Genomic DNA, 25,729 nt, shown 5'->3' with positions numbered 1-25,729 from the left:
TTTTCAAGTCCTCCCCTCGTTATTTGCGTTTAGATTTCTTATCGTCATTCACGTGACCACGGTATGTTCTTGTAGGTGCAAATTCACCTAATTTATGTCCTACCATGTCTTCTTGAATATAAACTGGAACATGTTTTCTGCCGTCATATACAGCAATTGTTTGTCCAACAAAGTTTGGGAAAATTGTTGAACGGCGAGACCAAGTTTTGATCACAACTTTTTTGTCGCTACCTTGAGCAGCTTCAACCTTTTTCATCAAATGTTCATCGACGAAAGGTCCTTTTTTCAAACTACGACCCATTACGGAAATCCTCCTTCCAAGAATTTAATAGAATCAGATTTGTTATCTAGTTATTAATTATTTTTTACGACCACGAACAATAAGCTTGTTAGAACGAGCTTTCTTGCTACGAGTTTTGTATCCAAGAGCTGGTTTACCCCATGGAGATACAGGTGTTGGACGTCCGATAGGAGCGCGACCTTCACCACCACCGTGTGGGTGATCGTTAGGGTTCATTACAGAACCACGAACTGTTGGGCGTTTACGTTTCCAACGAGAACGTCCTGCTTTACCGAAGTTAATTAATTCGTGTTGTTCGTTACCAACTGTACCAACTGTAGCACGGCAAGTTGAAAGAATCATACGAACTTCACCTGAGTTCAAACGAACTAAAGTGTATTTACCTTCTTGACCAAGTACTTGAGCACTTGTACCAGCTGAACGAACTAATTGTCCGCCTTTACCTGGTTTTGTTTCAATGTTGTGGATCACAGTACCAACTGGAATGTTTGCTAATGGTAAAGCATTACCTACTTTAATATCAGCATGTTCTCCTGATTCGATACGTTGTCCTACTTGTAAACCTTTTGGAGCAATGATATATGCTTTAACACCATCTACATAGTGAATTAATGCAATGTTTGCTGTACGGTTTGGATCGTACTCGATTGAGTGAACGACACCTTCAACGTTATCTTTGTTACGTTTGAAGTCGATCACACGGTAAGCACGTTTGTGTCCGCCACCTTGGTGACGTACAGTGATTTTACCTTGGCTGTTACGACCAGCGTTGTTTTTTGATGATTCCAACAAAGTTTTTTCTGGTGTTGACTTTGTGATTTCGCTGAAGTCATAACCTGTCATATTACGACGGCCGTTTGAGGTTGGATTATATTTTTTAATCGCCACGTCTATTTCCTCCTATTATAATAGTAGTTTTTCATTCTGAAGATTAAGCTTCTTCAGCGAATAATTGAATATCTTTTGAATCTTTTGTAAGCTTCACAATTGCTTTACGACGTTTGTTAGTGTAACCACCGTAGCGGCCAACACGTTTGAATTTAGCACGTACATTTAAGATGTTAACTTTTTCAACTTTAACACCAAAAATTTCTTCTACGGCTTGACGTACTTGAATTTTGTTAGCACGTACATCAACTTCAAAAGTGTATTTCTTTTCGTCAGTAGCAAGCATTGAAGCTTCAGTAATGATAGGGCGTTTGATTACGTCACGTGCATCCATTATTGAAGTCCCTCCTCTACTTTAGAAAGAGCTGCTTTTGTGAATAATAGTTTGTCGTTGTTTACAACGTCTAATACAGTAACATCTGTTTCGTCAACGATTGTTACGTTTGGAATGTTACGAGCTGATAATAATGCGAAATCGTTTGAAGATTCTACAACTACTAACACTTTTGTATCTACGTTTAAGTTAGACAATACTTGTGCAAACTCTTTAGTTTTTGGTGCGTCAAATTGTAATGCTTCCACTACAACAAGCTTGTTATCCAATACTTTTTGTGATAATACTGATTTAATCGCTAAGCGACGTACTTTTTTAGGTAATTTGTAACTATATGAACGAGGTGTTGGTCCGAATACAATACCTCCGCCACGCCATTGTGGTGAACGGATTGATCCTTGACGAGCACGACCAGTTCCTTTTTGGCGCCATGGTTTACGGCCGCCTCCGCTTACTGCACTACGGTTTTTAACAGCGTGTGTTCCTTGACGTAATGAAGCGCGTTGCATGATTACTGCGTCGAATACTACATTTTCATTTGGTTCAATTCCGAAGATATCTGAGTTTAATTCGATTTCTCCGTTTGTTGTTCCATCTTGTTTAAATAATGTAACTTTTGTCATTCTCTCGTTCCTCCTTCCCTATTTATTATTTAGATTTAATTGCTGTTTTAATTTCTACTAATGATTTCTTAGATCCAGGTACGTTACCTTTGATTAAGATTACATTGCGTTCTGCATCAACTTTCACTACTTCTAAGTTTTGAATAGTGATACGGTCGCCACCCATTTGTCCAGGTAATGCTTTACCTTTGAAAACGCGTGATGGGAATGATGCTCCACCCATTGAACCAGGACGACGGTGGTAACGAGAACCGTGAGCCATTGGTCCGCGAGATTGTCCATGACGTTTGATAGCACCTTGGAAACCTTTCCCTTTAGATGTACCTGTTACGTCAACGATGTCTCCTGCTTTGAATACATCAACTGTAATTTCTTGTCCTACTTCGTACTCGCTAAGCTCGACATTGTTGAATTCACGAATGAAGCGCTTAGGAGTAGCATTTGCTTTTGCTACATGACCTTTAGCAGGGCGATTTGATAAAACTTCACGTAAGTCGTCGAAACCTAATTGAACAGCTTCGTAACCGTCGTTTTCGATTGTTTTTAATTGAAGAACAACGTTTGGAGTTACTTCAACTACTGTTACAGGAATAAGTTCACCTGCTTCTGTAAAGTATTGAGTCATCCCTACTTTTTTGCCTAAGATTCCTTTGGTCATGGTTACACCTCCATTTTTCTATTTATTATAATTTGATTTCGATGTCAACACCGCTTGGTAAATCAAGCTTCATTAAGGCATCAACAGTTTTTGGCGTTGGATTAACGATGTCGATCAAACGCTTGTGTGTACGCATTTCAAATTGTTCGCGAGAATCTTTATATTTGTGAGTCGCACGAATAACTGTGTAAAGCGATCTTTCTGTTGGCAATGGAATTGGACCAGCTACGCTAGCACCAGTTCTTTTTGCTGTTTCTACGATTTTTTCCGCTGATTGATCAAGCGCACGATGTTCGTAAGCTTTCAAACGGATACGGATTTTTTGTTTTGCCATTGTCTTTCCTCCTTCGTCTAATGTTGTCATAAGACTAGCTCCACGCGAATTTCCGACTTAACCCTTTCGTGGCAAAGCGTCCGGGCGTGTCGCAACCTCTCGTTTCATAGCTCCCCTTCCTAATTTAAGAGGGGGTATGCTGCTTCAAAATTTACATTCCTCTACGGCACTTTTAATAGTATACAAGATTCTCTTTTTGATTGCAAGTGAAAACCGTTGATTTAACAACATTTATTTATGCACACGCGCCCGTGTGTTTCATTTTGGTTTAAAATCTTTACAAATGTTGTTAAATCAACGTTTTTAAGTGTTTAGCCTTATTTTTGATTTCCGCTTCCAATTGTCTGACATTTTATTTTAAAAAATTTTAATAAAAAAAGACTATCCAAAAAGGATAGTCTTGAAAATTTAATTTAAAAAATTATTTTTCGATAGCAGCTACTGAACCAGCACCTACAGTACGTCCACCTTCACGGATAGAGAACTTAGTACCAGCTTCGATCGCTACTGGGTGAATTAATTCAACTTCCATAGTTACGTTATCACCAGGCATTACCATTTCAACGCCTTCTGGTAACACACAAACACCAGTGATGTCTGTTGTACGGAAGTAGAATTGAGGACGGTAGTTTGAGAAGAATGGAGTATGACGTCCACCTTCTTCTTTAGTTAATACGTAAACTTCAGCTTTGAATTTAGTATGTGGAGTGATTGTTCCTGGTTTAGCAAGAACTTGTCCACGTTCGATGTTGTCACGTGTAACACCACGTAATAATGTACCAATGTTATCCCCTGCTTCAGCGTAGTCTAACAATTTACGGAACATTTCAACACCAGTTACAGTTGTTTTTGAAGTTTCTTCTGAAATACCAACGATTTCAACTTCGTCACCAACACGAACTTGTCCACGTTCAACACGACCTGTAGCAACTGTACCACGACCTGTGATTGAGAACACGTCTTCAACTGGCATCATGAATGGTTTGTCAACGTCACGTTCTGGAGTTGGAATGTATTCGTCAACAGCAGCCATTAATTCTAAGATTTTTTCTTCGTATGAAGCGTCGCCTTCTAAAGCGCGTAAAGCAGAACCTGCAACAACTGGAGTGTCATCGCCTGGGAAATCGTATTCTGATAATAAGTCACGAACTTCCATTTCTACTAATTCTAATAATTCTTCATCGTCAACCATGTCAACTTTGTTTAAGAATACAACGATGTAAGGAACACCTACTTGACGTGATAATAAGATGTGTTCACGTGTTTGTGGCATTGGACCATCAGCTGCAGATACTACTAAGATAGCACCATCCATTTGAGCAGCACCAGTGATCATGTTTTTAACGTAGTCCGCGTGTCCTGGGCAGTCAACGTGAGCGTAGTGACGAGTGTCAGTTTCGTACTCAACGTGAGAAGTGTTGATTGTGATACCACGTTCGCGTTCTTCTGGAGCTTTATCGATTGAACCGTAATCTTGAGCTTGCGCGAAACCTTTCTTAGCTAAAACAGTTGTGATAGCAGCAGTTAATGTTGTTTTACCGTGGTCAACGTGGCCGATTGTACCAATGTTAACGTGTGGTTTTGAACGGTCAAATTTTTCTTTTGCCATTTAAATGATTCCTCCTATTAATTGAGTTTTGTTAGATTCTATAACAGTATCTACCGATTGTAATTATACCAAAGAACTCTCTTAAAAATCAACTGGTTATGACTGACATAACCAGTCGATAGCGTTCATTTGGTAGTTATCAAATGGGGTGGAGATTATTCTCCGTTACCACCATTTTTCTTGATGATTTCTTCTGCAATGCTCTTAGGAACATCTTCATAGTGGTCAAATGTCATACTGAAAGTACCACGACCTTGTGTTGCAGAACGTAATGTAGTTGCGTAACCGAACATTTCTGATAAAGGAATCATACCTTTAACGATTTGTGCGTTACCACGAACTTCAGAACCTTCAACACGTCCACGACGAGCGTTAACGTGTCCCATTACATCTCCGAAGTATTCTTCAGGAACTGTGATTTCAACAGCCATCATAGGTTCTAAGATAGCAGGTTGAGCTTTCTTAGCAGCAGCTTTCAATGCCATAGAAGCAGCAACTTTGAAGGCTGTTTCAGATGAATCGACATCATGGTAGCTTCCATCATAAAGTTTAGCTTTGATGTCCACTAATGGATAACCAGCTAATACCCCGTTTTCCATAGCGTCTTTCAATCCAGCTTCAACTGCAGGGATGTATTCACGAGGAACGACCCCACCGACAATAGCGTTTTCGAATTCGAATCCAGCGCCTTCTTCGTTAGGAGTAAATTCAATCCATACGTGACCGTATTGACCTTTACCACCTGATTGACGAACGAATTTACCTTCAGCTTGTGTAGAAGCACGGAATGTTTCACGGTAAGATACTTGAGGAGCACCTACGTTAGCTTCTACTTTGAACTCACGACGCATACGGTCAACGATGATATCCAAGTGTAACTCACCCATACCAGCGATAACTGTTTCACCAGTTTCTTGGTTAGTGTAAGCACGGAATGTTGGATCTTCTTCTGCAAGTTTTTGTAAAGCAATACCCATTTTATCTTGGTCAGCTTTTGATTTAGGTTCAATAGCAACCTCGATAACTGGATCAGGGAATTCCATTGATTCTAAGATAACTTCAGCTTTTTCATCACATAATGTGTCCCCTGTAGTTGTATCTTTAAGACCAACTGCAGCAGCGATGTCTCCTGAGAATACTTCTGGAATTTCTTGACGAGAGTTCGCGTGCATTTGTAGGATACGTCCTACACGTTCACGTTTACCTTTCGTTGAGTTTTTAACGTATGAACCTGATTGTAAAGTACCAGAGTACACACGGAAGAATGTTAAACGACCTACGAATGGGTCAGTCATAACTTTGAAGGCCAATGCTGAGAATGGTTCTTCATCAGATGAATGACGTTCTGTTTCTTGGTCTGTGTTAGGGTCGATACCTTTAATTGAAGGAACATCTAATGGAGATGGTAAGTAGTCAACTACTGCATCTAACATTAATTGTACCCCTTTGTTTTTGAAGGCAGAACCACATAATACTGGGTAGAATTCTACCGCACATGTAGCTTTACGGATAGCTGCTTTTAATTCAGCTTCTGTAATTTCATCACCTTCTAAATAGCGTTCCATTAATTCTTCATCAGTTTCAGCAACTGCTTCCACTAATTTTTCACGCCATTCTTCAGCTAAATCTTGTAAATCTTCAGGAATATCTGTTTCTTGGATATCTGTACCTAAGTCATTTGTATAGATTTCAGCTTTCATTTTAATTAAGTCAATGATACCAGTGAAGTTGTCTTCAGCTCCGATTGGTAATTGAATTGGGTGTGCATTTGCTTGTAAACGTTCGTGGATTGTACGTACTGAATATAAGAAGTCAGCACCGATTTTATCCATTTTGTTTGCAAATACGATACGTGGAACTCCGTATGTTGTAGCTTGACGCCATACAGTTTCTGTTTGAGGTTCTACCCCAGATTGAGCATCAAGTACAGCTACCGCACCATCTAATACACGTAGAGAACGTTCTACTTCAACTGTGAAGTCCACGTGCCCTGGAGTGTCGATGATGTTGATACGGTGGCCTTTCCATTGTGCTGTTGTAGCAGCAGATGTAATAGTGATACCACGTTCTTGTTCTTGTTCCATCCAGTCCATTTGTGAAGCTCCTTCGTGAGTTTCACCAATTTTGTGGATTTTACCAGTGTAATAAAGTACACGCTCAGTCGTTGTAGTTTTACCTGCATCGATGTGGGCCATGATACCGATATTACGAGTATTTTCAAGAGAGAATTCTCTTTTTGCCATCTTCGTTCTACACCTCTTTCTATATTTCTAACAATAAGTGAGACCAAAAAGGTTGAAAAACCTTTTTAATCTTACCAACGATAGTGAGCAAACGCTTTGTTCGCTTCAGCCATTTTATGTGTATCTTCACGTTTCTTAACAGAAGCACCAGTGTTGTTCGCAGCATCCATAATTTCTTTAGCTAAACGAACTTCCATTGTGTCTTCACCACGTAGACGTGAGTAGTTTACTAACCAACGTAAACCTAATGTAGTACGACGGTCTGGACGAACTTCCACAGGAACTTGGTAGTTAGAACCCCCTACACGACGAGCTTTAACTTCAAGAACAGGCATAATGTTTTTCATAGCTTGTTCGAAAACTTCCATTGGATCGTTTCCAGTTTTTTCTTTAACGATATCAAATGCGTTATATAAGATTGTTGCAGCTTTACCACGTTTTCCATCTACCATTAAACGGTTGATTAAACGAGTAACTAGTTTTGAATTATAAATTGGATCAGGTAATACATCACGTTTTGCGACAGGACCTTTACGAGGCATTTATAATCCTCCTTTCATTTAATGAGTGTTTATTTATTATTTGTTTTTAGGACGTTTAGTACCGTATTTAGAACGACCTTGCATACGGTTGTTAACTCCTGCAGTGTCTAAAGCACCACGAATGATATGGTAACGTACCCCTGGTAAGTCTTTTACACGTCCACCGCGGATTAATACAACGCTGTGTTCTTGTAAGTTGTGACCGATACCTGGAATGTACGCAGTTACTTCGATTAAGTTAGATAAACGTACACGGGCATATTTACGTAACGCTGAGTTAGGTTTTTTAGGTGTCATAGTACCTACACGAGTACATACACCACGTTTTTGTGGAGAGTTTGTATTCGTTTGTGATTTTTTGAAACTGTTATAGCCTTTACCTAACGCTGGAGAAGCTGATTTCTCAACTGCTGATTTACGAGGTTTACGGACTAATTGGTTAATAGTTGGCATTAAGCTCTTCCTCCTTCCCTAACGGGTTCTTCTTGGTCCACACTTCCGGGCGGACCATTTTTTGTTAAAAATTAAAAGGCATCGCTGTCTCATAAAATGGCCTTCTTACCAGTCAGCACGACTGATTTGATTACTTATCAGGAATCAGGTATAAAAGCACCTCTAATAGAATATCATTTCTCCTTCAACTCGTCAAGAATTTTCTTAAGAGAAAATGTTCCCTTTTATTCGGTACAATCTATATAGAAGAAACTTACTCCACAAATAAATATCCACCGGCTTAGCCGGTGGATATTTATTCGATTATTTATTGTTGTTAAAGAAAAACATCCACTCTCCGCGTCTTATAATAAGCATCTCTTCGGCCTTCATACAATTGTACTCCGTCTTTTTCAAAAAGTTTAGCTCCTATAATACTCTCCATTGCTATATTAGCTGAATCCTTCTTCAATTTATCCTTAGGACGTGAAATAATCAGGTTCTTTGTTTTTCTGTCACTCCCTTTGAATCGTAAATGCAGTTTCTTCTCAACAAATGTATGTTGTGTCATAATTTTCCCTCCTCATTTCTATTCATAATCTAATAAGTCTTACACTTATAAAAACAAATTTAGGAGTTAAATTGCTATGCTCTAAGAGATTTTTTCTGTGAACAATTGTAATTTTGTAATGCTACTTAGGCATTTTTTTCTTTTTTACTTTCACTTCTACATCATATCCACATCGATAAGCTAAATCCAACAGAGTAAGAATAGTTGGATTATGGTCTCCGCTCTGCAATCTCGAAAGATTTGATGCTTTAAGGTCGACTTCTTTTGCAAAATCTTCTAAGGAAAGTCCTGTCACTGTTTGTAGCTTAGTCATTTGTAATGCAACTCGCTGCTTCATTATTTCCTTTTCTAAATCATACTCAAACGTCGGATATTCTGATGAAAGCTTGCAAAGTTTTGAAGTTAGGTACGTCTCCATCGTCCATCTCCTCCTTAACATTTTTCGAAAGATTTATTAACAATCCCTGTTTTCCTTTATACCATCGTCCCCATTTTTGAATCATTTCTTCTGTTAATCCGTCTTCTTGCAGTATTTTTAATATGGCTGCATACTTTACTTTTTCTTCGTATGAATACTCATCTAGCTGATCTACCATATCTTTTTCGATTTTAAACTTGCGCTTCATCTCTCCCACCTCCACACCTTAAAATTATCATATATGATAATTATCACATATGATAATTTTGCTTTTTTATAGTATTATTTTGCTCAAATAAATATCCACCGGCTTAGCCAGTGGATATTTATTGGTCTAATTAAAAAGAGACAGGCGAAATCGCCTGCCTCAAAATAGTGATTATTAAGCTTTTCCTGTTGAACCGAAGATGTCCATTGTTTCTTTTGTAATCTTAACGATTGCATCGAAACCAGGTTTGATAATTTTACGTGGGTCATAAACACCAGCGTCTGCATTTAATTTAGCACGAACGGCTGCTGTCCATTGTTGTTGTAATTCAGTGTTAACGTTGATTTTAGCATGTCCACGTTCGATTGCTTTTTTAATTTGGTATTCTGGGATACCTGATCCACCGTGTAATACTAATGGAGCACCTGTAGCTTCTGAGATAGCTAACATTTCATCGAAACCTAATACTGGTTCACCTGAGTAAGTTCCGTGAACTGAACCTAACGCTGCTGCTAAAGCATCGATGTGAGCTTCTTTAACCATACGTACACATTCGTTTAAGTCAGCGTAGTTGATTCCTCCAGTTACGCCATCTTCAGTACCACCTACAGTACCTACTTCAGCTTCAACTGAAACTCCTTTTGGATGTGCATATTCTACAACTTCTTTAGTTAATGCGATGTTTTCATCGATTGGGAAGTGAGAGTGGTCAAACATTACTGAGCTGAATCCAGCGTCAATGTATTGTTTACATACTTCTACTGAAGAACCGTGGTCTAAGTGTAATGCTACTGGAACAGTGATGTTCATTGCATCTAATAATGCATTTACCATAGCTGAAACTACTGTAGGACCACCCATGTATTTACCAGCGCCTTCAGATACACCTAAGATAATTGGTGAGTTAGCTTCTTGCGCTGCAGTTAAAACGGCTTGTGTCCATTCTAAGTTGTTGATGTTGAATTGACCAACAGCGTATTTACCTTCTTTAGCTTTTTGTAACATTTCAGTCATGCTTACTAAACGACTCATGTTTTAGTTCCTCCTTGATGCTTACAGCATTTATTTTTAACGGTTTTATTATAGCGTATTTCCTTTCATTTTTCCACCTTTTGTTGTTTTGTTACAGTTACTTAAGGATTAGTACGTTTTGGTTGCGCTATCTTTTTTCGAAATAATTTATACAAGACAAAGCCACCAACTGCTATCCCAACAATCGTAATAGAAGACTCTCTCCATGGAATAACTACTCCGTTCGGCCTTGCATTACCATTTTCTGAACCTATATGACGTTCCCTAGCAAACTCACGCACTACTTCCTTAGCCTCATTAAACGGATAGAACTTATCTAGAGAAAGCTCACCCTTTGCATTTGAGACACCTTCCTCTACTAATGGAAATTCATGAAACATCACTTGATAAGTTCCATCCACTTTTATAAGCACCACCGGAACTTGTAACTCTTTAGAAACGGCAAAAATAATCCTTTCTACATTTAAGTATTCTTTTTCAATCACTTCCTGAGCCACTTTTATAATTGAATGCGCATTCTTCTCATAAGTGCTCACATAAGCAACCGTCCATTTTCCTTGTGACTGAATCAGTTTTTCTCCTTCTTCTTTTGTCAAATATCCCTGCTTTACTTTGTTTTTTATTTCTAATGAATTTGTCGGACCTCCAATATAAAGATGAGCCTCTTTCTCTAACGTAGGATTCTTTATCGGCACCACCCATTTATAGTTACTATTGATTATGATATGTTCAATCTCTTCACTATCTAGATTATTTTCCTCGTTAAACAGCGGCACGTCATAATACATCTTGACTGCATGATCAAAGTCGACCGCCTCTATACGTTCGTCCCCATCGCGAGACATATTGAGAATTTCTTCTTCTAGATGAAGGATTTCATCCTTAGACTGAATCGAGGTTACCGTTTCACCATACACATTAGCGAATCTAAACTGCAATAGTAATAAACTTATCAAAATTGGAAAACAACAGAAGGCTCTTAGCAGACACCTATTTGACTTATCCATCACCATACACCCTTCCTGTAATGATTCCCTACAACAAAACTATCAACTACTGCTTTCAACTAAATTATATATCTACCAGCCGAGTAATTCTAGAGGGCATTGTGATTAAATTATTTATTTCCGTATATTCTAAAATTACTATTTAAATAGGAATTAATTCGGGGTATAATACAGTTACAACAGGTATTGGAGAGGGATTTATGAGAGGCAATTCACAGAATGACAAAATCAAACGAATGGAATTTTACGGAATTTGTATCTTATCTGTATTTACGATTACGACAGGATTTCTTACGCGCCCTTCCTCACAAGAAAGGTTAGAGACTGTTCAAGCATCGAAGGCATCATCTGAACAAAATCAAGAGGCTAACGCTACACCAAATAACCCTCAGTCTCCACCAACGAATAAGCAAGTCGCTCGCATCACTGCAAGTGGAGATATGCTCTATCATGATATTGTTTATGGCAGCGCGTTTGACGGGAATTCATACGATTTCAAAAATGACTATAAACAAATTACGCCACTCGTATCTAACGCAGACCTTGCGATTGGGGATTTCGAAGGGACCATTAATCCAAACGAACCTCTTGCTGGATATCCACTTTTTAACGCTCCTGAAGAAGTCATTCAGAGCATCAAAGACGCCGGATACGATGTCCTCGACTTAGCGCATAATCATATTCTCGATACAGGCATCGAAGGTTTGAAATACACCGCCAACGCCTTTCGTAAAAACGGTCTTGATATCTTCGGGGTAAAAGTCGACCCGTCAGAAGGAATTCTTGTAAAAGAAGTCAACGGCATTAAAGTCGCCATCCTTGGATTCGCGTATGGTTTCAACGGAATTGAAGCTACCCTCACCGATGAAGAATACAACAATCACCTATACGATTTAAATATGAAAAGAGTGAAGCAACTCATTCAACGCGCTGAAGAAATTGCCGACTTTACGATTGTGTTGCCACAAATGGGAGAAGAATATCACCTTCATCCAACACAAGGACAAATCGATACGTATCATCAAATGATCGAATGGGGTGCGGACGTGATTTTTGGCGGTCATCCACACGTTATTGAACCAACCGAAACCATCACTAAAGACGGTGAAAAGAAATTCATCATCTACTCGATGGGGAATCTCCTCTCCAACCAACGCGTTGAAACCTTGGAAAATATCTGGACCGAGCGTGGTGTGATTATGGATATCACGATTGAAAAAGAAAACGGAAAAACAACCCTCACAAGCGTTAAGGCTCATCCAACATGGGTTTCACGAACTGAAATCGGCCGCAGCTTTATGGAAGGACCTGCTTACGACTATCAAGTCTTTCTCGCTGAAAACTATATGCCAGGAGGACCTCTGGAGCATACTGTAGACAAAGAAACGCTTGAGAGAATTCAATCCGCTTATACCGAAGTAAACGAACTTTTAAACATTAAATTCTAAATACGCAAAAAGGCGCCTCCTACCTTCTAGGAAGCGCCTTTCACGATTTCATATTAAGCTACACGTTCTGAAACGTATTTAATAATTTTATTTGGAGTATCGATTTCTTCATAAGTAACTTCTGTTGGAGCCACTTCGATACCGAACTCTTCTAAGCGAACAAGCAGTTCAACGAAAGCTAATGAGTCCATTAACCCTTCCTCTTTTAAGTTGATGTCTTTATCTTCGTATACTACTTCATCCTCACAAATTTCTTCTAGAATTTCTAAAATTCTTTCTTCCATATTTTTCTCCTACTTTCTTATATCAATTTACGGGCCCACTCAGACATTTTCCCTGAAAAAATCAAGAACCCAAACATCACTAAGTGCATCGTTATTATCCAGCTAATCACTTTATACCAGGTCTTATTCTTATTTTTCTTATAAAACTTCGATTTTTTCTGATACCACTCGAATGCTGCCATTAAGATTCCATGATAGAATCCATAAGCAATATAGTTCAATGTAATTCCATGCCAGAATCCCATAAAAGTCATGTTAATCATATAGGCAACCATAGCTGTCGTCAAGCGTTTTTTAAAGATTTTTTTTCGCATAAATCTCATAACAATACGAGAGAATACGAAATCCCTCAACCATGTAGATAGCGTAATGTGCCAACGATTCCAGAAATCTTTAATATCCACACTAATAAATGGAACGTTAAAGTTCATTGGTGTTTCAATTCCAAGAATATTACTTGCTCCTACTGCCATCAGACTATACCCTGCAAAATCAAAGAATAAATATGCGGTGTATAAATACATATAAATAACGAAGAAAGAAAAGTCTTTATATCGAATGGATGTCATTTGTTGAAACACCATTCCAGAAATTACAAGCTTATAAAATAGTCCAAGAACCAATCTAAAAAGACCTGTTCCCGCTAATTCTAAATACTCATCCTTTGTTCGTTGCTTTTTCCAATCTTCTAAGAATCTGCGACTGCGATCAATCGGCCCTGAACTTAGCGCAGGGAAAAATAATAGAAAGTGCACATAATCTAGTGGTCCCATTGGCTTTTCGATTAACCCATCATAAATTTCAATAATGATTTGGATTAACTTAAAAGTCATGTAGGAAATACCTAAAAAGCCAAGCCCCGAGATCTTAAATACAGCGAGAACTTTAACTAAAACAAGTGGTAGTCCTGCAAGAAAAATCATAAGAATCATTGTTTTCTTATGCTCTTTAAACTTCACACTCAGATGCATCAGTATATAACCTGCTAAAACATAACCTATGATAGAGCCAAGATGCATAGGATTTTCTGCGAAAACGAAATAAACCATCAACGTAGAAAATACTAACGATAGATAGTAAGTAGATTTTTGAAAGACATTCATTATGAACGCTATTATAAGAATGAATCCCAGTGTCATAAAGAAGGATAGGCCTTCAAAATAATGCATCGACTACACAAGCTCCTTTAATTGTTTTTTATCAATCTTCCCGTTATTGTTTAACGGCATTTCATCTAAGAAAACGACTTTCTTAGGAATCATATATTCCGGCACATGTTGTGCTAATTCTTTTTTGACTAATTTAACCGTTTCAAAACGTTTTTCAATCGGTTCGTTATAGACTACAAACGACGTAATAGACTTCACTTTACCATCTGCAAAAGAAGGCACGGTAGCCGCTTGACGAATTTTTGGATTTTTCAATAGATTATTATCAATATCTTCTAATTCAATTCGATGTCCATGCAATTTGATTTGGAAATCAATCCGTCCTTCGCAGAATAATAACTCTCCTTCGAAATGCCCCACATCTCCTGTTCGATAAGCACGCTCACCATCCACCTCAAAGAAATGCTTCTGATTCATTTCAGGATTTTCGTAGTATCCTTTCGCAACTGTATTGCCGTAGATAATAATCTCTCCGCTATTTTCCCCATCAATCAAAACTGTCGTTCCTGGTTTAACAACTCCTACTGGCAAGTTATCAGGATAACGTTCCACTAATTCTTTTGTAAGTGGCATCCATGTGACCATTACAGTAGATTCTGTCGGTCCATAAGTATTTACGACTTCTGCTTTCGGGAATCGTTCCATTAATTTTTCTACTGTAGAACTGAATAATTTTTCTCCACAGAAAACGAATTGTTCCAGTTCAGGGAGCAAGTCTCCATTAAAACTTGGATCCGCCAAACACATTTCTGCAAAAGATGGCGTCGAAATCCAAACAGTCGCTTTTGATTCTTCTAAAGTTTTGAACAATACTTTAAAATCTTGTAAATGCTCTTTATCGATCTGAATCAGCGGAATGTGCATATACAATGCTGGCCATAAAGACATCACTGACAAATCAAAAGAAAATGGTGGATGCCCTAAGAAGACTTGAGGTCCTTTTCCATCATAATAAGCTGTATACCAATCTAAGAAGTGGTTTAAGTTTGCATATGTAATAGAGACACCTTTAGGCTTCCCTGTACTTCCGGAAGTGAAAATAATATAAAAAATATCTTCATCCTTCACATAATGTTCCTTAGAAACACGTTCTTTAGTTTTGGTAATGATTTTTTTAGCCTCATCTACTGTCATTATTGGCGTATCTAGTTCAATTGCCTCACTCACCAAAACGATTGGGCTCTTTACTGTTGCAGCAATATCTCTTACGCGATCGATTGGAGTGTTGACATCCACGGGGCAGAACGCTCTTCCGCTTTTAACACAAGCTAAGAAGTACACAAGCATAAATGGATGCTTATGACCATAAACCACAATCGGAGATTTATCCTCTTTATAAGTTTCATTTAAATAAAACGCCAACTTATCAGAGTACTCCCATACTTGTTTAGCGGTCAGTTCTTCTTCTGGCATTAAGTCGTGCTTATAAATCACTTTATCGAGTTGTGTATTTTTTTCTAATTGTTCTAATAAACGTGCCATCTTTTTCTCCCTTGAACACCTTTTCAAATTCTCTTTCTGAAAAACAATTGCCCTTGTTTTCATTACAAAAAGGATTATAGCATACTGGTATATACTTTCATATGAAATTTGGGTAAAAATTTTAGATTTTTAATTTTTCTTAACACCTTACCTGACAGTATTTTAAAGCGTTTCTTTTATTCTCAAAAAACAAGCTCTTAGACACATTGAATCGAAGGCATCTAAGAGCTTGTATGAATGATTAAATTCAGTTAAATGAAAAATCTATTTTTCTTCTTTAGCTTTTTTGAACCCAAAGATTGTTCCAAATCCAGCTACAATCGCAACTACTGCAGCCACTAAAGTATTATTTGAAGTTGTACCTGTATTTGGTAGTGTTTCTGCTTGTTCAGATTTTACTTGAGCACCTGGAACTTTTGCTTCTTTAGCGTCAGAGGCAGAAGTTACTTGTCCATTTTGTGCATTAGCCGTACCATTTGCATCAGAGCTTTGTGCATTTCCTGCATTTGTTTGTGTCGTTACAGCTGATGTAGCTACTGTTGTTACAGCTTGTGTTGTTGATGCTTGTGTTGCCGCAACCGTTGTAGCCTCTGTCGTTGGCGCTTGTGTTGTCGCAACCGTTGTAGCCTCTGTCGTTGGCGCTTGTGTTGTTGCAACTGTTGTAGCTTCTGTCGTTGGTGCTTGTGTTGTTGTATTAGCTTGAGGATCTAATTTCTTCAACTCTTCTTCAACCTTCGCAACTTCTTTATCAATGTCTTCCATTTCTTTTTGGAAACCAGCTAAATCTGACTCTGCTTGAGCGACTGTGTCATCGTAGTCTGTTTGAGCTTCTTTCACTTTTTCTTCTAATGCAGTGATTTCACTTTGAGGTTTTCCTTCTGCTTTTGCTTGTTCTAACTCTTCTTTTGCTTGTTCTAGTGTTTGAGTTGCTTTATCAACGGCAGCATTCACTTCAGCCACTAATTCTTCAACTTCTTCTTTTTGTTTTTTCAACTCTTCAAGTTTTTGGGCTAATTTTTCTTCAGCAGTCGGATTTTCTTTTTGGGCACCGGCATCACTTTGTGTCGTTTCTGCAGCTTGAGTAGTTTCTTCACTTGCTTCAGCAAAAATGCTAGGCAAATTCGTTACCGCAGCTGTTCCCAATACTCCTGCTGACACAATTCCCGCCAAAATTAATTTTTTCTTACCCATATATATTTCACTCCTTTTATTTTTCAGTCTTTTTGCATTATACATCACTAACTTTTCAAAAACAATGCTTAGAACTTAAGAAAGTTAGTTTTTTCTATGAAAACTACTTCTACTTTATGCAAGATATTCCAATCCTTTTGTAAATCGTTCTTAGGATAACCGTTGTAAAATATAATTTACCTCACAAGAAACACCTACAGACAGGATACTCTCATCGATATCAAATTTTTCATGATGATGTCCAAATGAGGTGTCTTCACTTGAACTAGACCCTAAAAGACCATAGACACCTGGTTTATCAACTAGATAATCTGCAAAATCATCCGCTCCCATTGACATATCGTATTCTTTCAGAACTTGATGAATTCCTTCTAGTTCTGAGACCGCTTTTTGAAATTCCAATGCTAATTCTGGAGTATTAATCACGGGTGCAGCAGCATCATACCAATCAATTTCAAATGCGCAACGATTCATTTCGGCCACACCACGAGCAATACGTGTAACGGCCTCTTTTAAATGAGCTCTTGTTTCATGACTAAATGCACGAATCGTCCCTTCCAGTTCAGCATCATTCGCGACGATATTATAACGAGTTCCTGCGTTTAGTTTTCCAATTCCAACAACAGCACGATCTCCTGGATTTATTTCTCTTGCAACGATTGTTTGAAGTGCTACCACTGTCTCGCTAGCCGTCACCAAAGCATCATGACCTAAATGCGGACGTCCTACATGAGCACTTTTACCAGTAATTTTAATTTTAAAAATATCACATGAAGCATTTACAGGGCCTCCTTGAACGGCAAACGTACCAACTGGTAAACTCGAATTCACATGAATCGCAAAAGACTCATCAATATCATCGATTTGGCCTGACGCCACGAATTGTTTTGCTCCTGCTCCAATTTCTTCAGCAGGTTGAAAGGCGATTTTCACCGTTCCAGAAAAGGTGTCTTTGATGTCGTTCAATAATTTAGCTGTTCCTAGTCCTATTGCCGTATGTGCATCATGTCCACAAGCATGGTTCAATCCTGGTCGTTTTGAAGCATACGGTTTTCCGGTGCAATCAGGAAGTTCTAAAGCATCGATATCGGCACGAAGCAACACTGTTCTTCCTTCTCCTTTACCACCTTTAATAATAGCTAAAGTCCCTGTCTCCCCAACTTTTTCAAACGGTACCCCAAATGAAGTAAGTTCCTTTTGTATGAAAGCTGCGGTCTCAAATTCTTTTAAGCTTGATTCAGGATTTTCATGTAGATGTCTTCTCGTTTTTACGAGATACTCTTGTAATTTAGACGCTTTTTCTTGAATAGCACTCATTTTATTTTCCTTCTTTCATTGAATATTGAATAAAGAGGCATGCTAAGCACGCCTCTCCCTCATTTTATTTTTCGAAATGTAACATATAAGTTACATTTTGCTTTTCTCACAACTTAATAGTTGAGCTCGAAAAGGCAGAAACGACGTCCACCTCGACAAATATCCGCACGACTGCAAGCAGTCCTTTGCGTTATTTGTCTCCAGCGATTCGTTTCTTAACGCTTTTTCTCACATCCTATGTAGTGGAGCTCGCCATCGCAGAAATGGCGTGCGTTTCCTGAAACGTCCGCACGACTCGTTCCGAGTCCCTTACGGCGTTCCAGTCCAACGTTCCATTTCTGAGCGCGATGTCTCACATCCTAGTTGTTTAATTTAGCTTTTTCCCAAACTGGTACGTTCGCACCTTTTGAAACTTCTTCAATTTTCTTAGCAGTTTCTGGTGATTGGTAGTATTCTACGATTTTTTTGTAGACTTCATTGTTTTCGTTACCTTCTTTAACAGCGATTACGTTGTAGTAAGGTTGTGAAGAATCAGTAATTTGTTCGATGAAGATAGAATCTTTTGTTGGTTGGAATCCAGCTTCTACAGCGAAACCATTATTGATTAATGAAGCAGCAACATCATCTAAAGCACGAGCTGTTTGGCCAGCAGGTAATTCTTTGATTTGAATGTTTTTAGGATTTTCAACGATGTCATCTTTTGTTGCTAAAGTGTTGTTAGAATCTTTTAATTTAATAACGCCAGCAGCGTGTAGTAAACGTAATGCACGTGAGTTGTTTGAAGTGTCTTCAGGAATAGCGATTGTATCCCCATCTTTTAATTCACTTACATCTTTAATTTTTTTAGAGTAAATTCCCATTGGAGCAATTACTGTATATCCAATTGGTTTGATATGTGTTCCTTGTTCTTTGTTGAAGTTTTCTAAGTAAATGATTGTTTGGAAAGAGTTCAAGTCAACATTTCCATTTTCTAGTGCTTGGTTTGGTTGTACGTAGTCAGTAAATTCTACTAATTCAACTTCAATACCTTCTTTTTCTTTCAAGCGAGCAATAACGTCATCCCAAACATCGTGGTTACCAGCATTAACTCCTAATTTTACTTGTTTCACTTCTTTTTTTGCTTCTGTTGAAGCATTGCTTCCTGAGTTAGATGATTGAGCAGCTCCACATGCTGCTAAAGTTAATGCTGCCGCTGCAGCGACAAATAATTTTTTAATGTTCATTTTATTTTCCCCTTTTGAGTTAGTTTATTTTGTTTTTGGTGCGATTGGTCGCATCCTGGAGTTGAACCCGGGCTCACAGGTCCGACGTCCATTTCCTGATATGTCCGCACGACTCGTTACGAGTCCCTTGCGTCATATCAGTCCAATGGTTCGTCCCTGATCGTTCGCCCTCGTATCCTGTGTAGTTGAACTCGCCATCGCAGAAATGGCGTGCGTTTCCCGAAACATCCGCACGGTCTGATAGACCGTTTACGTTGTTCCGGTCCAACGTTCCATTTCTGAACGCGATGTCTCGTATCCTGTTATTTCGTGGCTTTTTTCTCTAAATAGTCACCGATTGCTTGGGTGATAAATACTACGATAAGCATGATAAGTGTCGATACGACGATAACGTCTCCTTGGAATCGACTGTATCCTCTGGAAATAGCTACGTTACCAATCCCACCGGCACCAAACGCTCCGGCCATAGTCGTTAGTCCGATTAAACTAATGATTGTTAATGATCCTGCTCGAATTAGACTTGGTAGTCCTTCTTTTAAGTACACTCTGAAAATAATTTCAAGTGGTGTACATCCCATCGCAACGCTCGCTTCAATAACTCCTTTATCTACTTCTGTTAATGCTAGTTGCACCTGACGAGAGAAGAATGGTACAGTCGCGACGACTAGAGGGACGATTGCCCCTGGAATACCAATGGTTGTTCCGATAATAAAGCGAGTAAATGGAATTAATAACATCGCTAAAATAATAAATGGTATCGAACGGAAAATATTCACGATTTTATCTAGTATTAAATAGACAAATTTGTTTCCAAGGATATTCCCCTCACGTGTCACTACTAATGTCACACCTAAGGCAATCCCTAAAACCCCAGCAATTAAACCAGAAATTCCTACCATTATTAACGTATCAATCGTTGCTTTTATAATTTCTTCCCAAACTCTGGCATCAATATTTGGAAACCAAGATTTAAAATCTATCAATTCTAATACATTCATCCTAAGCACCTCCCTTTGACTCTTCTAAGACATCAACTGAAACACCTTGTTCTTTGATGTAAGAAAGTGCATTTTCAATCCCAGATTTTTCTCCAGATAGTCCCACTAATAGCGTTCCTACTGGTGTATCTTGAATAATCTCAACATTGGCAAACAAGATATTAGCTGCCACTTGGAATTGAGTCGATAGTTTTGTAATTAATGGCTCTCCAGTTGAAGCTCCTACAAATGAAATTTTCACTAAGTAGTCGCCTTCTTGTAGATTCAATAACTGTTCATGTGAAAGCACCGTTTCAATTCCTTGGTTAATATGAGTCGCTGTATCGATGAAGTCTTTTGTTAAGTCGCGTTCCGGGTTTGTAAAGATTTCAAGAACGCTTCCTTTTTCAATCACTTCGCCCTCTTCCATGACCGCTACTTTATTACAAATTTCTTTTACAACTTGCATCTCATGCGTGATAATAACAATTGTAATGCCTAATTGAACATTTACTTTCTGCAATAATTCCAAAATCGAATAAGTTGTTTTAGGATCTAGCGCACTCGTTGCTTCATCACAGAGCAATACATCTGGGTCATTGGCTAACGCTCTGGCAATCGCGACACGTTGTTTTTGCCCCCCAGAAAGCTGACGAGGATAACTATTGACCTTATCTTCTAAACCTACTAATTCTAATAAGGATAGTACTTTTTGTTCAATTTCTGATTTGGTTTTCCCTGATTTTTTTAATGGAAAAGCCACATTGTCAAATACCGATAAAGTATTCATCAAATTGAAATGTTGGAAAATCATCCCAATTTTCTTACGAGCTGCACGTAGTCCTTTTGGTTTCAACTTTAGTAAATTAACACCGTTCACCACCACATTCCCTTTGGTAGGCCGTTGGAGAAGATTAATCGTTCGCACTAGAGTACTTTTACCAGCACCACTATATCCGATAATCCCATAAATATCTCCTGGCTCCACATGCAAAGATACATTTTTTACTGCATTGACTACTTTTACACCTTGTTTAAAAGTAACGTCAATGTTCTCTAATTTAATCATGTGTTCTCCTTTCTTTTAAGCAAACAAAAATCGTCCTCCTACTAACATGAGTTAGCAAAAGGACGAGTCAAATTCCCGTGTTACCACCTTTGTTCATAGCATTCTCACAAATCCTATCTCCATCTGTTAAACAGGACACCTGTTTAACGAGAAGCTGTATCGGGCTTTCCCGTAATCGTCTAATGATTCGACAATTAACACTCAAAGGCCATCTTCAAAGTTTCAACCAATATCTCTTTTCACCAAACCGAGACTCTCTAAAAAGGATTCACTTCTACTCTCCTTATCACCGTGCGTTATAAGCATGAAACTAGGATAGCAACAATTCGTATTCTAGTCAATTATCGCTTTTCTATTGCTGGTTATAACTGTTAGCTATAACAAGAATCTCTTTAGTTTTTCAACGCCTCTTTTTTTAGTACAATAACTATATCATTAGTGAAAGGAGACTATTTATGAGCCTCGATTTAATCCCATATAAAACAATGCCTATTTGGACGGCTAGTACTTTACCAGCACCATTTCAAAAAATGCATAATACAAAAGTGGGAACTTGGGCGCGCTTAACCATTCTAGAAGGAGCCCTCACTTTTTATGAACTCGATGAAGAAGGACAAGTGCTTACTGAGCATCTGTTTACAAAAGAATCCGACATTCCTTTTGTTGAACCTCAAGCTTGGCACCGGGTCTCCCCTGCTAGCGACGACTTAAGATGCTATTTAACTTTCTATTGTACTCCAGAAGATTATTTTTCTAAGAAATACGACTTAACAAGAACCCATTCGGAAGTCATTGAAGCTGCTCCGAAATTTGAAAAGGGACCGATTCTAGATCTTGGTAGTGGTCAAGGCAGAAATAGTCTCTATTTAGCCAAAAAAGGCTTTGAGGTTACCGCATTAGATATCCAAACCATGAGTTTAGCTCATCTCCAACAAATTGCCGAAGAGGAAGGGCTAGCTATTCACGTGGAACCTTATAATATTGAAAGTGCAGATATTCCTGGTGGTCTCTATAACGCCATCATTTCCACTGTGGTTTTAATGTTTCTAAATCCCGATAGCATTCCAGATGTCATTGAAAATATGCAATCTCATACGGCCCCTGGCGGATATAATCTCATTGTCGCAGCAATGTCTACCGAAGATGCCCCTTGTCCCGTGAATTTTCCAAAGACCTTTGCGGCGGGTGAACTCAAAGAGTATTACAAAGATTGGACTTTCCATAAACATAATGAAGACTTTGGACAATTACACAAATTGGATGAACATGGAAATCGGATTCGGATGCGCTTTGTAACGATGCTTGCTCAAAAACCAAAATAATATTCTAATCCAAACAAAAGAGGCTGGAAATGATATGTACCCAGAATCCTGGACACATTATTAAATTAAGCTGAACGCATGGATGTTTCCCTGTATTGAACAGGGGACATCCATTTTGTTTTTTCTTGAATTCTTTTGTTATTGTAATAATCTATATATTCTTCCACAGCCGTTTGAAATTTCTTAAAGGTAGAATATTCCATTTCAAAACCATAGAACATCTCGTTCTTCATTCTGGCGAAAAACGTTTCTATAATGCAATTATCATAACAATTTCCTTTTCGAGACATTGATTGTATAATGCCTCGTTCTTTTAATGATCTTTGATAAAATGCGTGTTGATATTGCCAACCTTGATCTGAATGTAGAACCAATCCATTAACATCAGGGAATCTTTTGAAAGCTCTATTTAACATCCTTTGAATCTGTTCTAAGTTGGGGCTTAGAGAAAGATCATAGGAGATTATTTCATTAGTAGACATATCCAAAATTGGAGAAAAGAAACATTTCCCCCAAGAAAAAGTGAATTGAGAGACATCTGTACTCCATTTCTGAAGAGGCCTTTTGGCCACAAAATCTCTATTAATAATATTATCAGCAACTTTTCCAACACTACCGCGATAGGAATGGTATTTTTGTTTAGGGCGTTTTCCATATAAATCATTTATATGCATCAGACGTTGAACTCTTTTATGATTAACAACGTAGCCTCTACGACGAAGTTCTTGGTAAATTCTTCTAACACCATATCTACCTTTATTTACATGAAAGATGGTTTGGATTTCCGATAATAACTCACCATTTTTCTCAGCCACAGCATCTACTTTATTTAATTCAAAATAATAAGTAGATTTAGCCATTTTCATCGCTTTAAGAAGATATTTTAGTTGGTATCCTACTTCTCGCAATTCCTTGATGATCGCTGCTTTCTCGCCTTGAGAAGCGCAGCTTCCTGTTCTTCTCTCAAGGCTCTCAGTTTTTTTATAACAGCAATTTCAGCCTCTAAATATGCATTTCGTTCACGCAAACGAATTAATTCTTCTCGTTCTGATTCTGAAAGGGTATCTGATACAAGTTTTTTATTCATAACAGGCTCCTTAGATAATGCTTGTCCACTTTTCTCATTCTTTAGACCATTAAATCCATAAGTTAGATACTTGTGAACCCAAGAACTTAATAATCCGTGATTAATTCCTGCTGGAAAAGAAACCTCTGTAAGAGTTTTCCCATTTAAAACCTTTAGAACAAATGTCAATTTTTCTTCTTGTGACCATTTTCTCTGCTTTTTAACGCGCTCTAACCCCTTAGGGCCGTGAATTTTTTCAATTTTATCCCATTCTACTATTTTTTTCCGAAAACTACTCTTCATAACTTTTTCAGGCGTTTCGGCCCATATTCCTTGTCGATATAATTCGACACATTTCATTTTGAATTCGAATGAGTAACGCATAATAAATACCCCCTTTACTGGTTTGTCCAGTAAAGGGGGTACATATCAGAAAACCAGCCTCTTTTTCATATTATTCAATATAAAGTGTTTTATCTTTTAAGCGGAATTTTGTATCTGCAGTGATTGTTTCACCCGTTAATACAAGAACATCTTCCCCTTTTTTAATTTCATCAACTACACGCCATTCGCCATCTTTTTTCACGACTAAAACATTGTAGTTTTGATTACGATCTTGGTCATTCGTTGGAATTACATGAGCATCTGTTACACCTGCTAATTCAACCGCTTGATCCACATCGCTATCTTTCACAATTAAATATTTGCCATCTAATTTAACAATGTTATATCCATCTTCAATTTCTTTATTCATTTCAGCATTTTTTAATTTTTCAATGCCTTTAGCAATGTTTCCAGCCTTTTTCGCAGCATCTTTTAACTGTTCACTAAGTTTATTTTTCGCATCTTCATCTATTTTTTTTGTTGCTTCTTGTACAGCTTTTGCATTTTCAATTTGCTGTTGTTGTGCTCTATTTCTTTCTTGTTTGGCTTCATATCTTCTATAACGACTGTACGCAACACCTACAATCACGATAATCGAAATGATAATTCCTAACCATTTTCTTCCTTTTGATTCCATGTATTCTTCACTCCTAGTAAAATATAATATAAGTATAACATACCTAACTCTTTTAAGTAAATATATTCATTCCACAAAAAAACACTTTGCAAAATACAACTTGCAAAGTGTCATCATGAATTGTTTACTGAGTGGGTTCTGTAGAAATACCACTTGTATCTGGTGTTTGAGGTGTCATCACCTTTGGAATCAAATCTACCGTAAATGTAGTACGGCTATCGCTCCAAGGAACACCATAAACTCTACCTGAGTAAACCCAATCTTGCTTACCTTCTTCAAAGGCTTTTGAAGACTCATCTAGTTTATCTCTCATATACTGGATAGCCTCTTGGTAAGTTTCAAAATCTTTATTACTATTACCTAACGGAATTAAGCGATAAGCTGCAGTCGTCACTTCAGTCGTTTCCGTAGTAGCAACTGTAGACGTAGACGTTACAACATCTCTTTGAACAGTCGTTGGCTCAGTTGAAGTGACCGCGGCGGATTCCTTTGTTTGAGGAAAGGATTTTTCAGTGGTTGGCATCTCCTGACTTGCTGCGACAACCGCCTTTGTTTCTTGATTTGGTATTTCAGGCGCGACTTTCTTTTCCTCAGTGGTTACAGCTTCTGTCGTTGGAGCTTCTACCGTTAATGTGGTCGAAGACTCTTCAGACCTCTTTTGAGCTACTTCTTTTTTTTCTGCTTTCTCGGAATGATTTGGAGAATGTGACGATGTGGCATCTGTCGTTTGCATTTCTACAACTTGAGTTACTTTTGGCAAGGGACTCAAATCTTGAGATAGCGCATATACTCCAGCAAGCATCGCTAAAGATAGGCCTAGCGCTATTCCCAATTGACTCGCAAAGCCTAATGATTTAAAACCTTCTTGTAATTTTGCTAAAAATGCTTTCATCGTCCATCCCCTTTCTCCTTTTATTTTTATTCAAACTATTATACCATATTTTATCATATTTGTAGAAT

Annotated in this window: 29 protein-coding genes and 1 other annotated feature; of the genes, 2 read left to right on the top strand and 27 right to left on the bottom strand. The window is 38.1% G+C overall.

Annotation, left to right across the window (positions count from 1 at the left end; translation table 11 throughout):
• Positions 1-19: 19 nt before the first annotated feature.
• The 15 genes from rpsS to HMPREF3106_RS08190 all read right to left on the bottom strand — a co-directional run bounded on the left by rpsS (position 20) and on the right by HMPREF3106_RS08190 (position 11,206).
• A complete protein-coding gene (gene rpsS / locus HMPREF3106_RS08260) occupies positions 20-301 on the bottom strand; it encodes a 30S ribosomal protein S19 (protein ID WP_005607475.1) in 282 nt (93 codons plus the stop codon).
• A 57-nt stretch (positions 302-358) separates the two neighbouring features.
• The gene (gene rplB / locus HMPREF3106_RS08255) at positions 359-1,189 is read right to left on the bottom strand and encodes a 50S ribosomal protein L2 (protein ID WP_039849227.1); all 831 of its coding nucleotides are present in this window, start codon (positions 1,187-1,189) and stop codon (positions 359-361) included.
• A gap of 43 nt (positions 1,190-1,232) precedes the next feature.
• Positions 1,233-1,523 (bottom strand): 50S ribosomal protein L23, encoded by a 291-nt coding sequence (rplW, locus tag HMPREF3106_RS08250; protein WP_005607479.1) that lies wholly within the window; start codon positions 1,521-1,523, stop codon positions 1,233-1,235.
• Positions 1,523-2,146 (bottom strand): 50S ribosomal protein L4, encoded by a 624-nt coding sequence (rplD, locus tag HMPREF3106_RS08245; protein ID WP_005607481.1) that lies wholly within the window; start codon positions 2,144-2,146, stop codon positions 1,523-1,525. The genes rplW and rplD overlap by 1 nt, the downstream gene beginning before the upstream one ends.
• 25 nt (positions 2,147-2,171) lie before the next feature.
• Positions 2,172-2,804 (bottom strand): 50S ribosomal protein L3, encoded by a 633-nt coding sequence (rplC, locus tag HMPREF3106_RS08240; protein ID WP_005607483.1) that lies wholly within the window; start codon positions 2,802-2,804, stop codon positions 2,172-2,174.
• A 25-nt stretch (positions 2,805-2,829) separates the two neighbouring features.
• Positions 2,830-3,138, bottom strand: a complete 309-nt coding sequence (gene rpsJ / locus HMPREF3106_RS08235) for a 30S ribosomal protein S10 (RefSeq protein ID WP_039849279.1) — start codon at positions 3,136-3,138, stop codon at positions 2,830-2,832.
• A 421-nt stretch (positions 3,139-3,559) separates the two neighbouring features.
• A complete protein-coding gene (tuf, locus tag HMPREF3106_RS08230) occupies positions 3,560-4,747 on the bottom strand; it encodes an elongation factor Tu (protein ID WP_005607487.1) in 1,188 nt (395 codons plus the stop codon).
• Between the two features lie 155 nt (positions 4,748-4,902).
• Positions 4,903-6,990 (bottom strand): elongation factor G, encoded by a 2,088-nt coding sequence (gene fusA, locus HMPREF3106_RS08225; RefSeq protein ID WP_049555348.1) that lies wholly within the window; start codon positions 6,988-6,990, stop codon positions 4,903-4,905.
• A 71-nt stretch (positions 6,991-7,061) separates the two neighbouring features.
• The gene (gene rpsG, locus HMPREF3106_RS08220; protein WP_005607491.1) at positions 7,062-7,532 is read right to left on the bottom strand and encodes a 30S ribosomal protein S7; all 471 of its coding nucleotides are present in this window, start codon (positions 7,530-7,532) and stop codon (positions 7,062-7,064) included.
• Positions 7,533-7,568: 36 nt separating this feature from the next.
• Complete coding sequence (gene rpsL / locus HMPREF3106_RS08215; RefSeq protein ID WP_049555349.1) at positions 7,569-7,985, bottom strand: 30S ribosomal protein S12; 417 nt, start codon at positions 7,983-7,985, stop codon at positions 7,569-7,571.
• Positions 7,986-8,301: 316 nt separating this feature from the next.
• A complete protein-coding gene (locus HMPREF3106_RS08210) occupies positions 8,302-8,535 on the bottom strand; it encodes a DUF2922 domain-containing protein (RefSeq protein WP_049555350.1) in 234 nt (77 codons plus the stop codon).
• A gap of 121 nt (positions 8,536-8,656) precedes the next feature.
• Entirely contained in the window at positions 8,657-8,872 is a 216-nt protein-coding gene (locus HMPREF3106_RS08205; RefSeq protein ID WP_049555351.1) for a helix-turn-helix domain-containing protein, read from the bottom strand.
• A 22-nt stretch (positions 8,873-8,894) separates the two neighbouring features.
• Positions 8,895-9,161: a hypothetical protein gene (locus tag HMPREF3106_RS08200; protein WP_039849228.1), complete on the bottom strand. Its 267-nt coding sequence runs from the start codon at positions 9,159-9,161 to the stop codon at positions 8,895-8,897.
• Positions 9,162-9,335: 174 nt separating this feature from the next.
• The gene (gene fba / locus HMPREF3106_RS08195; RefSeq protein WP_048782841.1) at positions 9,336-10,193 is read right to left on the bottom strand and encodes a class II fructose-1,6-bisphosphate aldolase; all 858 of its coding nucleotides are present in this window, start codon (positions 10,191-10,193) and stop codon (positions 9,336-9,338) included.
• A 101-nt stretch (positions 10,194-10,294) separates the two neighbouring features.
• Entirely contained in the window at positions 10,295-11,206 is a 912-nt protein-coding gene (locus tag HMPREF3106_RS08190; protein ID WP_070445830.1) for a hypothetical protein, read from the bottom strand.
• Positions 11,207-11,400: 194 nt separating this feature from the next.
• Between HMPREF3106_RS08190 and HMPREF3106_RS08185 the strand changes: the two genes are divergently transcribed.
• Positions 11,401-12,648 carry a CapA family protein gene (locus HMPREF3106_RS08185; protein WP_049555353.1) on the top strand — a complete coding sequence of 416 codons (1,248 nt, stop codon included), beginning with the start codon at positions 11,401-11,403 and terminating at the stop codon, positions 12,646-12,648.
• Positions 12,649-12,701: 53 nt separating this feature from the next.
• Here HMPREF3106_RS08185 and dltC read toward each other — a convergent pair whose 3' ends face one another.
• The 8 genes from dltC to HMPREF3106_RS08145 all read right to left on the bottom strand — a co-directional run bounded on the left by dltC (position 12,702) and on the right by HMPREF3106_RS08145 (position 21,360).
• Positions 12,702-12,932 carry a D-alanine--poly(phosphoribitol) ligase subunit DltC gene (gene dltC / locus HMPREF3106_RS08180; RefSeq protein WP_005607505.1) on the bottom strand — a complete coding sequence of 77 codons (231 nt, stop codon included), beginning with the start codon at positions 12,930-12,932 and terminating at the stop codon, positions 12,702-12,704.
• A 17-nt stretch (positions 12,933-12,949) separates the two neighbouring features.
• A complete protein-coding gene (gene dltB, locus HMPREF3106_RS08175; RefSeq protein ID WP_049555354.1) occupies positions 12,950-14,101 on the bottom strand; it encodes a D-alanyl-lipoteichoic acid biosynthesis protein DltB in 1,152 nt (383 codons plus the stop codon).
• A 3-nt stretch (positions 14,102-14,104) separates the two neighbouring features.
• Positions 14,105-15,583: a D-alanine--poly(phosphoribitol) ligase subunit DltA gene (gene dltA / locus HMPREF3106_RS08170; RefSeq protein ID WP_049555355.1), complete on the bottom strand. Its 1,479-nt coding sequence runs from the start codon at positions 15,581-15,583 to the stop codon at positions 14,105-14,107.
• A gap of 264 nt (positions 15,584-15,847) precedes the next feature.
• Positions 15,848-16,774 carry an LPXTG cell wall anchor domain-containing protein gene (locus HMPREF3106_RS08165; RefSeq protein WP_070445827.1) on the bottom strand — a complete coding sequence of 309 codons (927 nt, stop codon included), beginning with the start codon at positions 16,772-16,774 and terminating at the stop codon, positions 15,848-15,850.
• 150 nt (positions 16,775-16,924) lie between these two features.
• Positions 16,925-18,091, bottom strand: coding sequence for a M20 metallopeptidase family protein (locus HMPREF3106_RS08160; RefSeq protein ID WP_070439208.1), 1,167 nt, complete (start codon positions 18,089-18,091; stop codon positions 16,925-16,927).
• Between the two features lie 359 nt (positions 18,092-18,450).
• Entirely contained in the window at positions 18,451-19,314 is an 864-nt protein-coding gene (locus HMPREF3106_RS08155) for a MetQ/NlpA family ABC transporter substrate-binding protein (RefSeq protein WP_070445824.1), read from the bottom strand.
• Between the two features lie 302 nt (positions 19,315-19,616).
• Positions 19,617-20,312 (bottom strand): methionine ABC transporter permease, encoded by a 696-nt coding sequence (locus tag HMPREF3106_RS08150; protein WP_049554583.1) that lies wholly within the window; start codon positions 20,310-20,312, stop codon positions 19,617-19,619.
• A 1-nt stretch (position 20,313) separates the two neighbouring features.
• Positions 20,314-21,360, bottom strand: coding sequence for a methionine ABC transporter ATP-binding protein (locus HMPREF3106_RS08145; RefSeq protein ID WP_049554582.1), 1,047 nt, complete (start codon positions 21,358-21,360; stop codon positions 20,314-20,316).
• Positions 21,361-21,415: 55 nt separating this feature from the next.
• Positions 21,416-21,659 (bottom strand) — a binding site (T-box leader).
• A 156-nt stretch (positions 21,660-21,815) separates the two neighbouring features.
• Here HMPREF3106_RS08145 and tehB point away from each other — a divergent pair.
• On the top strand, positions 21,816-22,682 hold the full coding sequence (gene tehB, locus HMPREF3106_RS08140) for an SAM-dependent methyltransferase TehB (RefSeq protein WP_049554581.1): 867 nt from the start codon (positions 21,816-21,818) through the stop codon (positions 22,680-22,682).
• A gap of 65 nt (positions 22,683-22,747) precedes the next feature.
• On the opposite strand, the gene HMPREF3106_RS08135 is transcribed toward tehB, so the two are convergent.
• The 4 genes from HMPREF3106_RS08135 to HMPREF3106_RS08120 all read right to left on the bottom strand — a co-directional run bounded on the left by HMPREF3106_RS08135 (position 22,748) and on the right by HMPREF3106_RS08120 (position 25,661).
• The gene (locus tag HMPREF3106_RS08135; RefSeq protein ID WP_246827577.1) at positions 22,748-23,590 is read right to left on the bottom strand and encodes an IS3 family transposase; all 843 of its coding nucleotides are present in this window, start codon (positions 23,588-23,590) and stop codon (positions 22,748-22,750) included.
• A complete protein-coding gene (locus HMPREF3106_RS09575) occupies positions 23,578-24,132 on the bottom strand; it encodes a transposase (protein ID WP_070445819.1) in 555 nt (184 codons plus the stop codon). The genes HMPREF3106_RS08135 and HMPREF3106_RS09575 overlap by 13 nt, the downstream gene beginning before the upstream one ends.
• Before the next feature lie 70 nt (positions 24,133-24,202).
• Positions 24,203-24,769 (bottom strand): hypothetical protein, encoded by a 567-nt coding sequence (locus HMPREF3106_RS08125; protein ID WP_070445815.1) that lies wholly within the window; start codon positions 24,767-24,769, stop codon positions 24,203-24,205.
• 124 nt (positions 24,770-24,893) lie between these two features.
• Entirely contained in the window at positions 24,894-25,661 is a 768-nt protein-coding gene (locus tag HMPREF3106_RS08120; protein ID WP_049554917.1) for a hypothetical protein, read from the bottom strand.
• Positions 25,662-25,729: the final 68 nt, after the last annotated feature.

Source organism: Granulicatella sp. HMSC31F03, from assembly GCF_001807725.1.
In the GTDB taxonomy this organism is placed as follows: domain Bacteria; phylum Bacillota; class Bacilli; order Lactobacillales; family Aerococcaceae; genus Granulicatella; species Granulicatella adiacens.
The sequence above is the reverse complement of the archived record's forward strand: the minus strand, read 5'-3'. Positions and strand labels throughout refer to the sequence as shown.

Coding starts and splice junctions, on each gene's coding strand:
- rpsS (WP_005607475.1), bottom strand. CDS start 301: ATGGGTCGTAGTTTGAAAAAAGGACCTTTCGTCGATGAACATTTGATG.
- rplW (WP_005607479.1), bottom strand. CDS start 1,523: ATGGATGCACGTGACGTAATCAAACGCCCTATCATTACTGAAGCTTCA.
- rplD (WP_005607481.1), bottom strand. CDS start 2,146: ATGACAAAAGTTACATTATTTAAACAAGATGGAACAACAAACGGAGAA.
- rplC (WP_005607483.1), bottom strand. CDS start 2,804: ATGACCAAAGGAATCTTAGGCAAAAAAGTAGGGATGACTCAATACTTT.
- rpsJ (WP_039849279.1), bottom strand. CDS start 3,138: ATGGCAAAACAAAAAATCCGTATCCGTTTGAAAGCTTACGAACATCGT.
- tuf (WP_005607487.1), bottom strand. CDS start 4,747: ATGGCAAAAGAAAAATTTGACCGTTCAAAACCACACGTTAACATTGGT.
- fusA (WP_049555348.1), bottom strand. CDS start 6,990: ATGGCAAAAAGAGAATTCTCTCTTGAAAATACTCGTAATATCGGTATC.
- rpsG (WP_005607491.1), bottom strand. CDS start 7,532: ATGCCTCGTAAAGGTCCTGTCGCAAAACGTGATGTATTACCTGATCCA.
- rpsL (WP_049555349.1), bottom strand. CDS start 7,985: ATGCCAACTATTAACCAATTAGTCCGTAAACCTCGTAAATCAGCAGTT.
- HMPREF3106_RS08210 (WP_049555350.1), bottom strand. CDS start 8,535: ATGACACAACATACATTTGTTGAGAAGAAACTGCATTTACGATTCAAA.
- HMPREF3106_RS08205 (WP_049555351.1), bottom strand. CDS start 8,872: ATGAAGCAGCGAGTTGCATTACAAATGACTAAGCTACAAACAGTGACA.
- HMPREF3106_RS08200 (WP_039849228.1), bottom strand. CDS start 9,161: ATGAAGCGCAAGTTTAAAATCGAAAAAGATATGGTAGATCAGCTAGAT.
- fba (WP_048782841.1), bottom strand. CDS start 10,193: ATGAGTCGTTTAGTAAGCATGACTGAAATGTTACAAAAAGCTAAAGAA.
- HMPREF3106_RS08190 (WP_070445830.1), bottom strand. CDS start 11,206: ATGGTGATGGATAAGTCAAATAGGTGTCTGCTAAGAGCCTTCTGTTGT.
- HMPREF3106_RS08185 (WP_049555353.1), top strand. CDS start 11,401: ATGAGAGGCAATTCACAGAATGACAAAATCAAACGAATGGAATTTTAC.
- dltC (WP_005607505.1), bottom strand. CDS start 12,932: ATGGAAGAAAGAATTTTAGAAATTCTAGAAGAAATTTGTGAGGATGAA.
- dltB (WP_049555354.1), bottom strand. CDS start 14,101: ATGCATTATTTTGAAGGCCTATCCTTCTTTATGACACTGGGATTCATT.
- dltA (WP_049555355.1), bottom strand. CDS start 15,583: ATGGCACGTTTATTAGAACAATTAGAAAAAAATACACAACTCGATAAA.
- HMPREF3106_RS08165 (WP_070445827.1), bottom strand. CDS start 16,774: ATGGGTAAGAAAAAATTAATTTTGGCGGGAATTGTGTCAGCAGGAGTA.
- HMPREF3106_RS08160 (WP_070439208.1), bottom strand. CDS start 18,091: ATGAGTGCTATTCAAGAAAAAGCGTCTAAATTACAAGAGTATCTCGTA.
- HMPREF3106_RS08155 (WP_070445824.1), bottom strand. CDS start 19,314: ATGAACATTAAAAAATTATTTGTCGCTGCAGCGGCAGCATTAACTTTA.
- HMPREF3106_RS08150 (WP_049554583.1), bottom strand. CDS start 20,312: ATGAATGTATTAGAATTGATAGATTTTAAATCTTGGTTTCCAAATATT.
- HMPREF3106_RS08145 (WP_049554582.1), bottom strand. CDS start 21,360: ATGATTAAATTAGAGAACATTGACGTTACTTTTAAACAAGGTGTAAAA.
- tehB (WP_049554581.1), top strand. CDS start 21,816: ATGAGCCTCGATTTAATCCCATATAAAACAATGCCTATTTGGACGGCT.
- HMPREF3106_RS09575 (WP_070445819.1), bottom strand. CDS start 24,132: ATGCGTTACTCATTCGAATTCAAAATGAAATGTGTCGAATTATATCGA.
- HMPREF3106_RS08125 (WP_070445815.1), bottom strand. CDS start 24,769: ATGGAATCAAAAGGAAGAAAATGGTTAGGAATTATCATTTCGATTATC.
- HMPREF3106_RS08120 (WP_049554917.1), bottom strand. CDS start 25,661: ATGAAAGCATTTTTAGCAAAATTACAAGAAGGTTTTAAATCATTAGGC.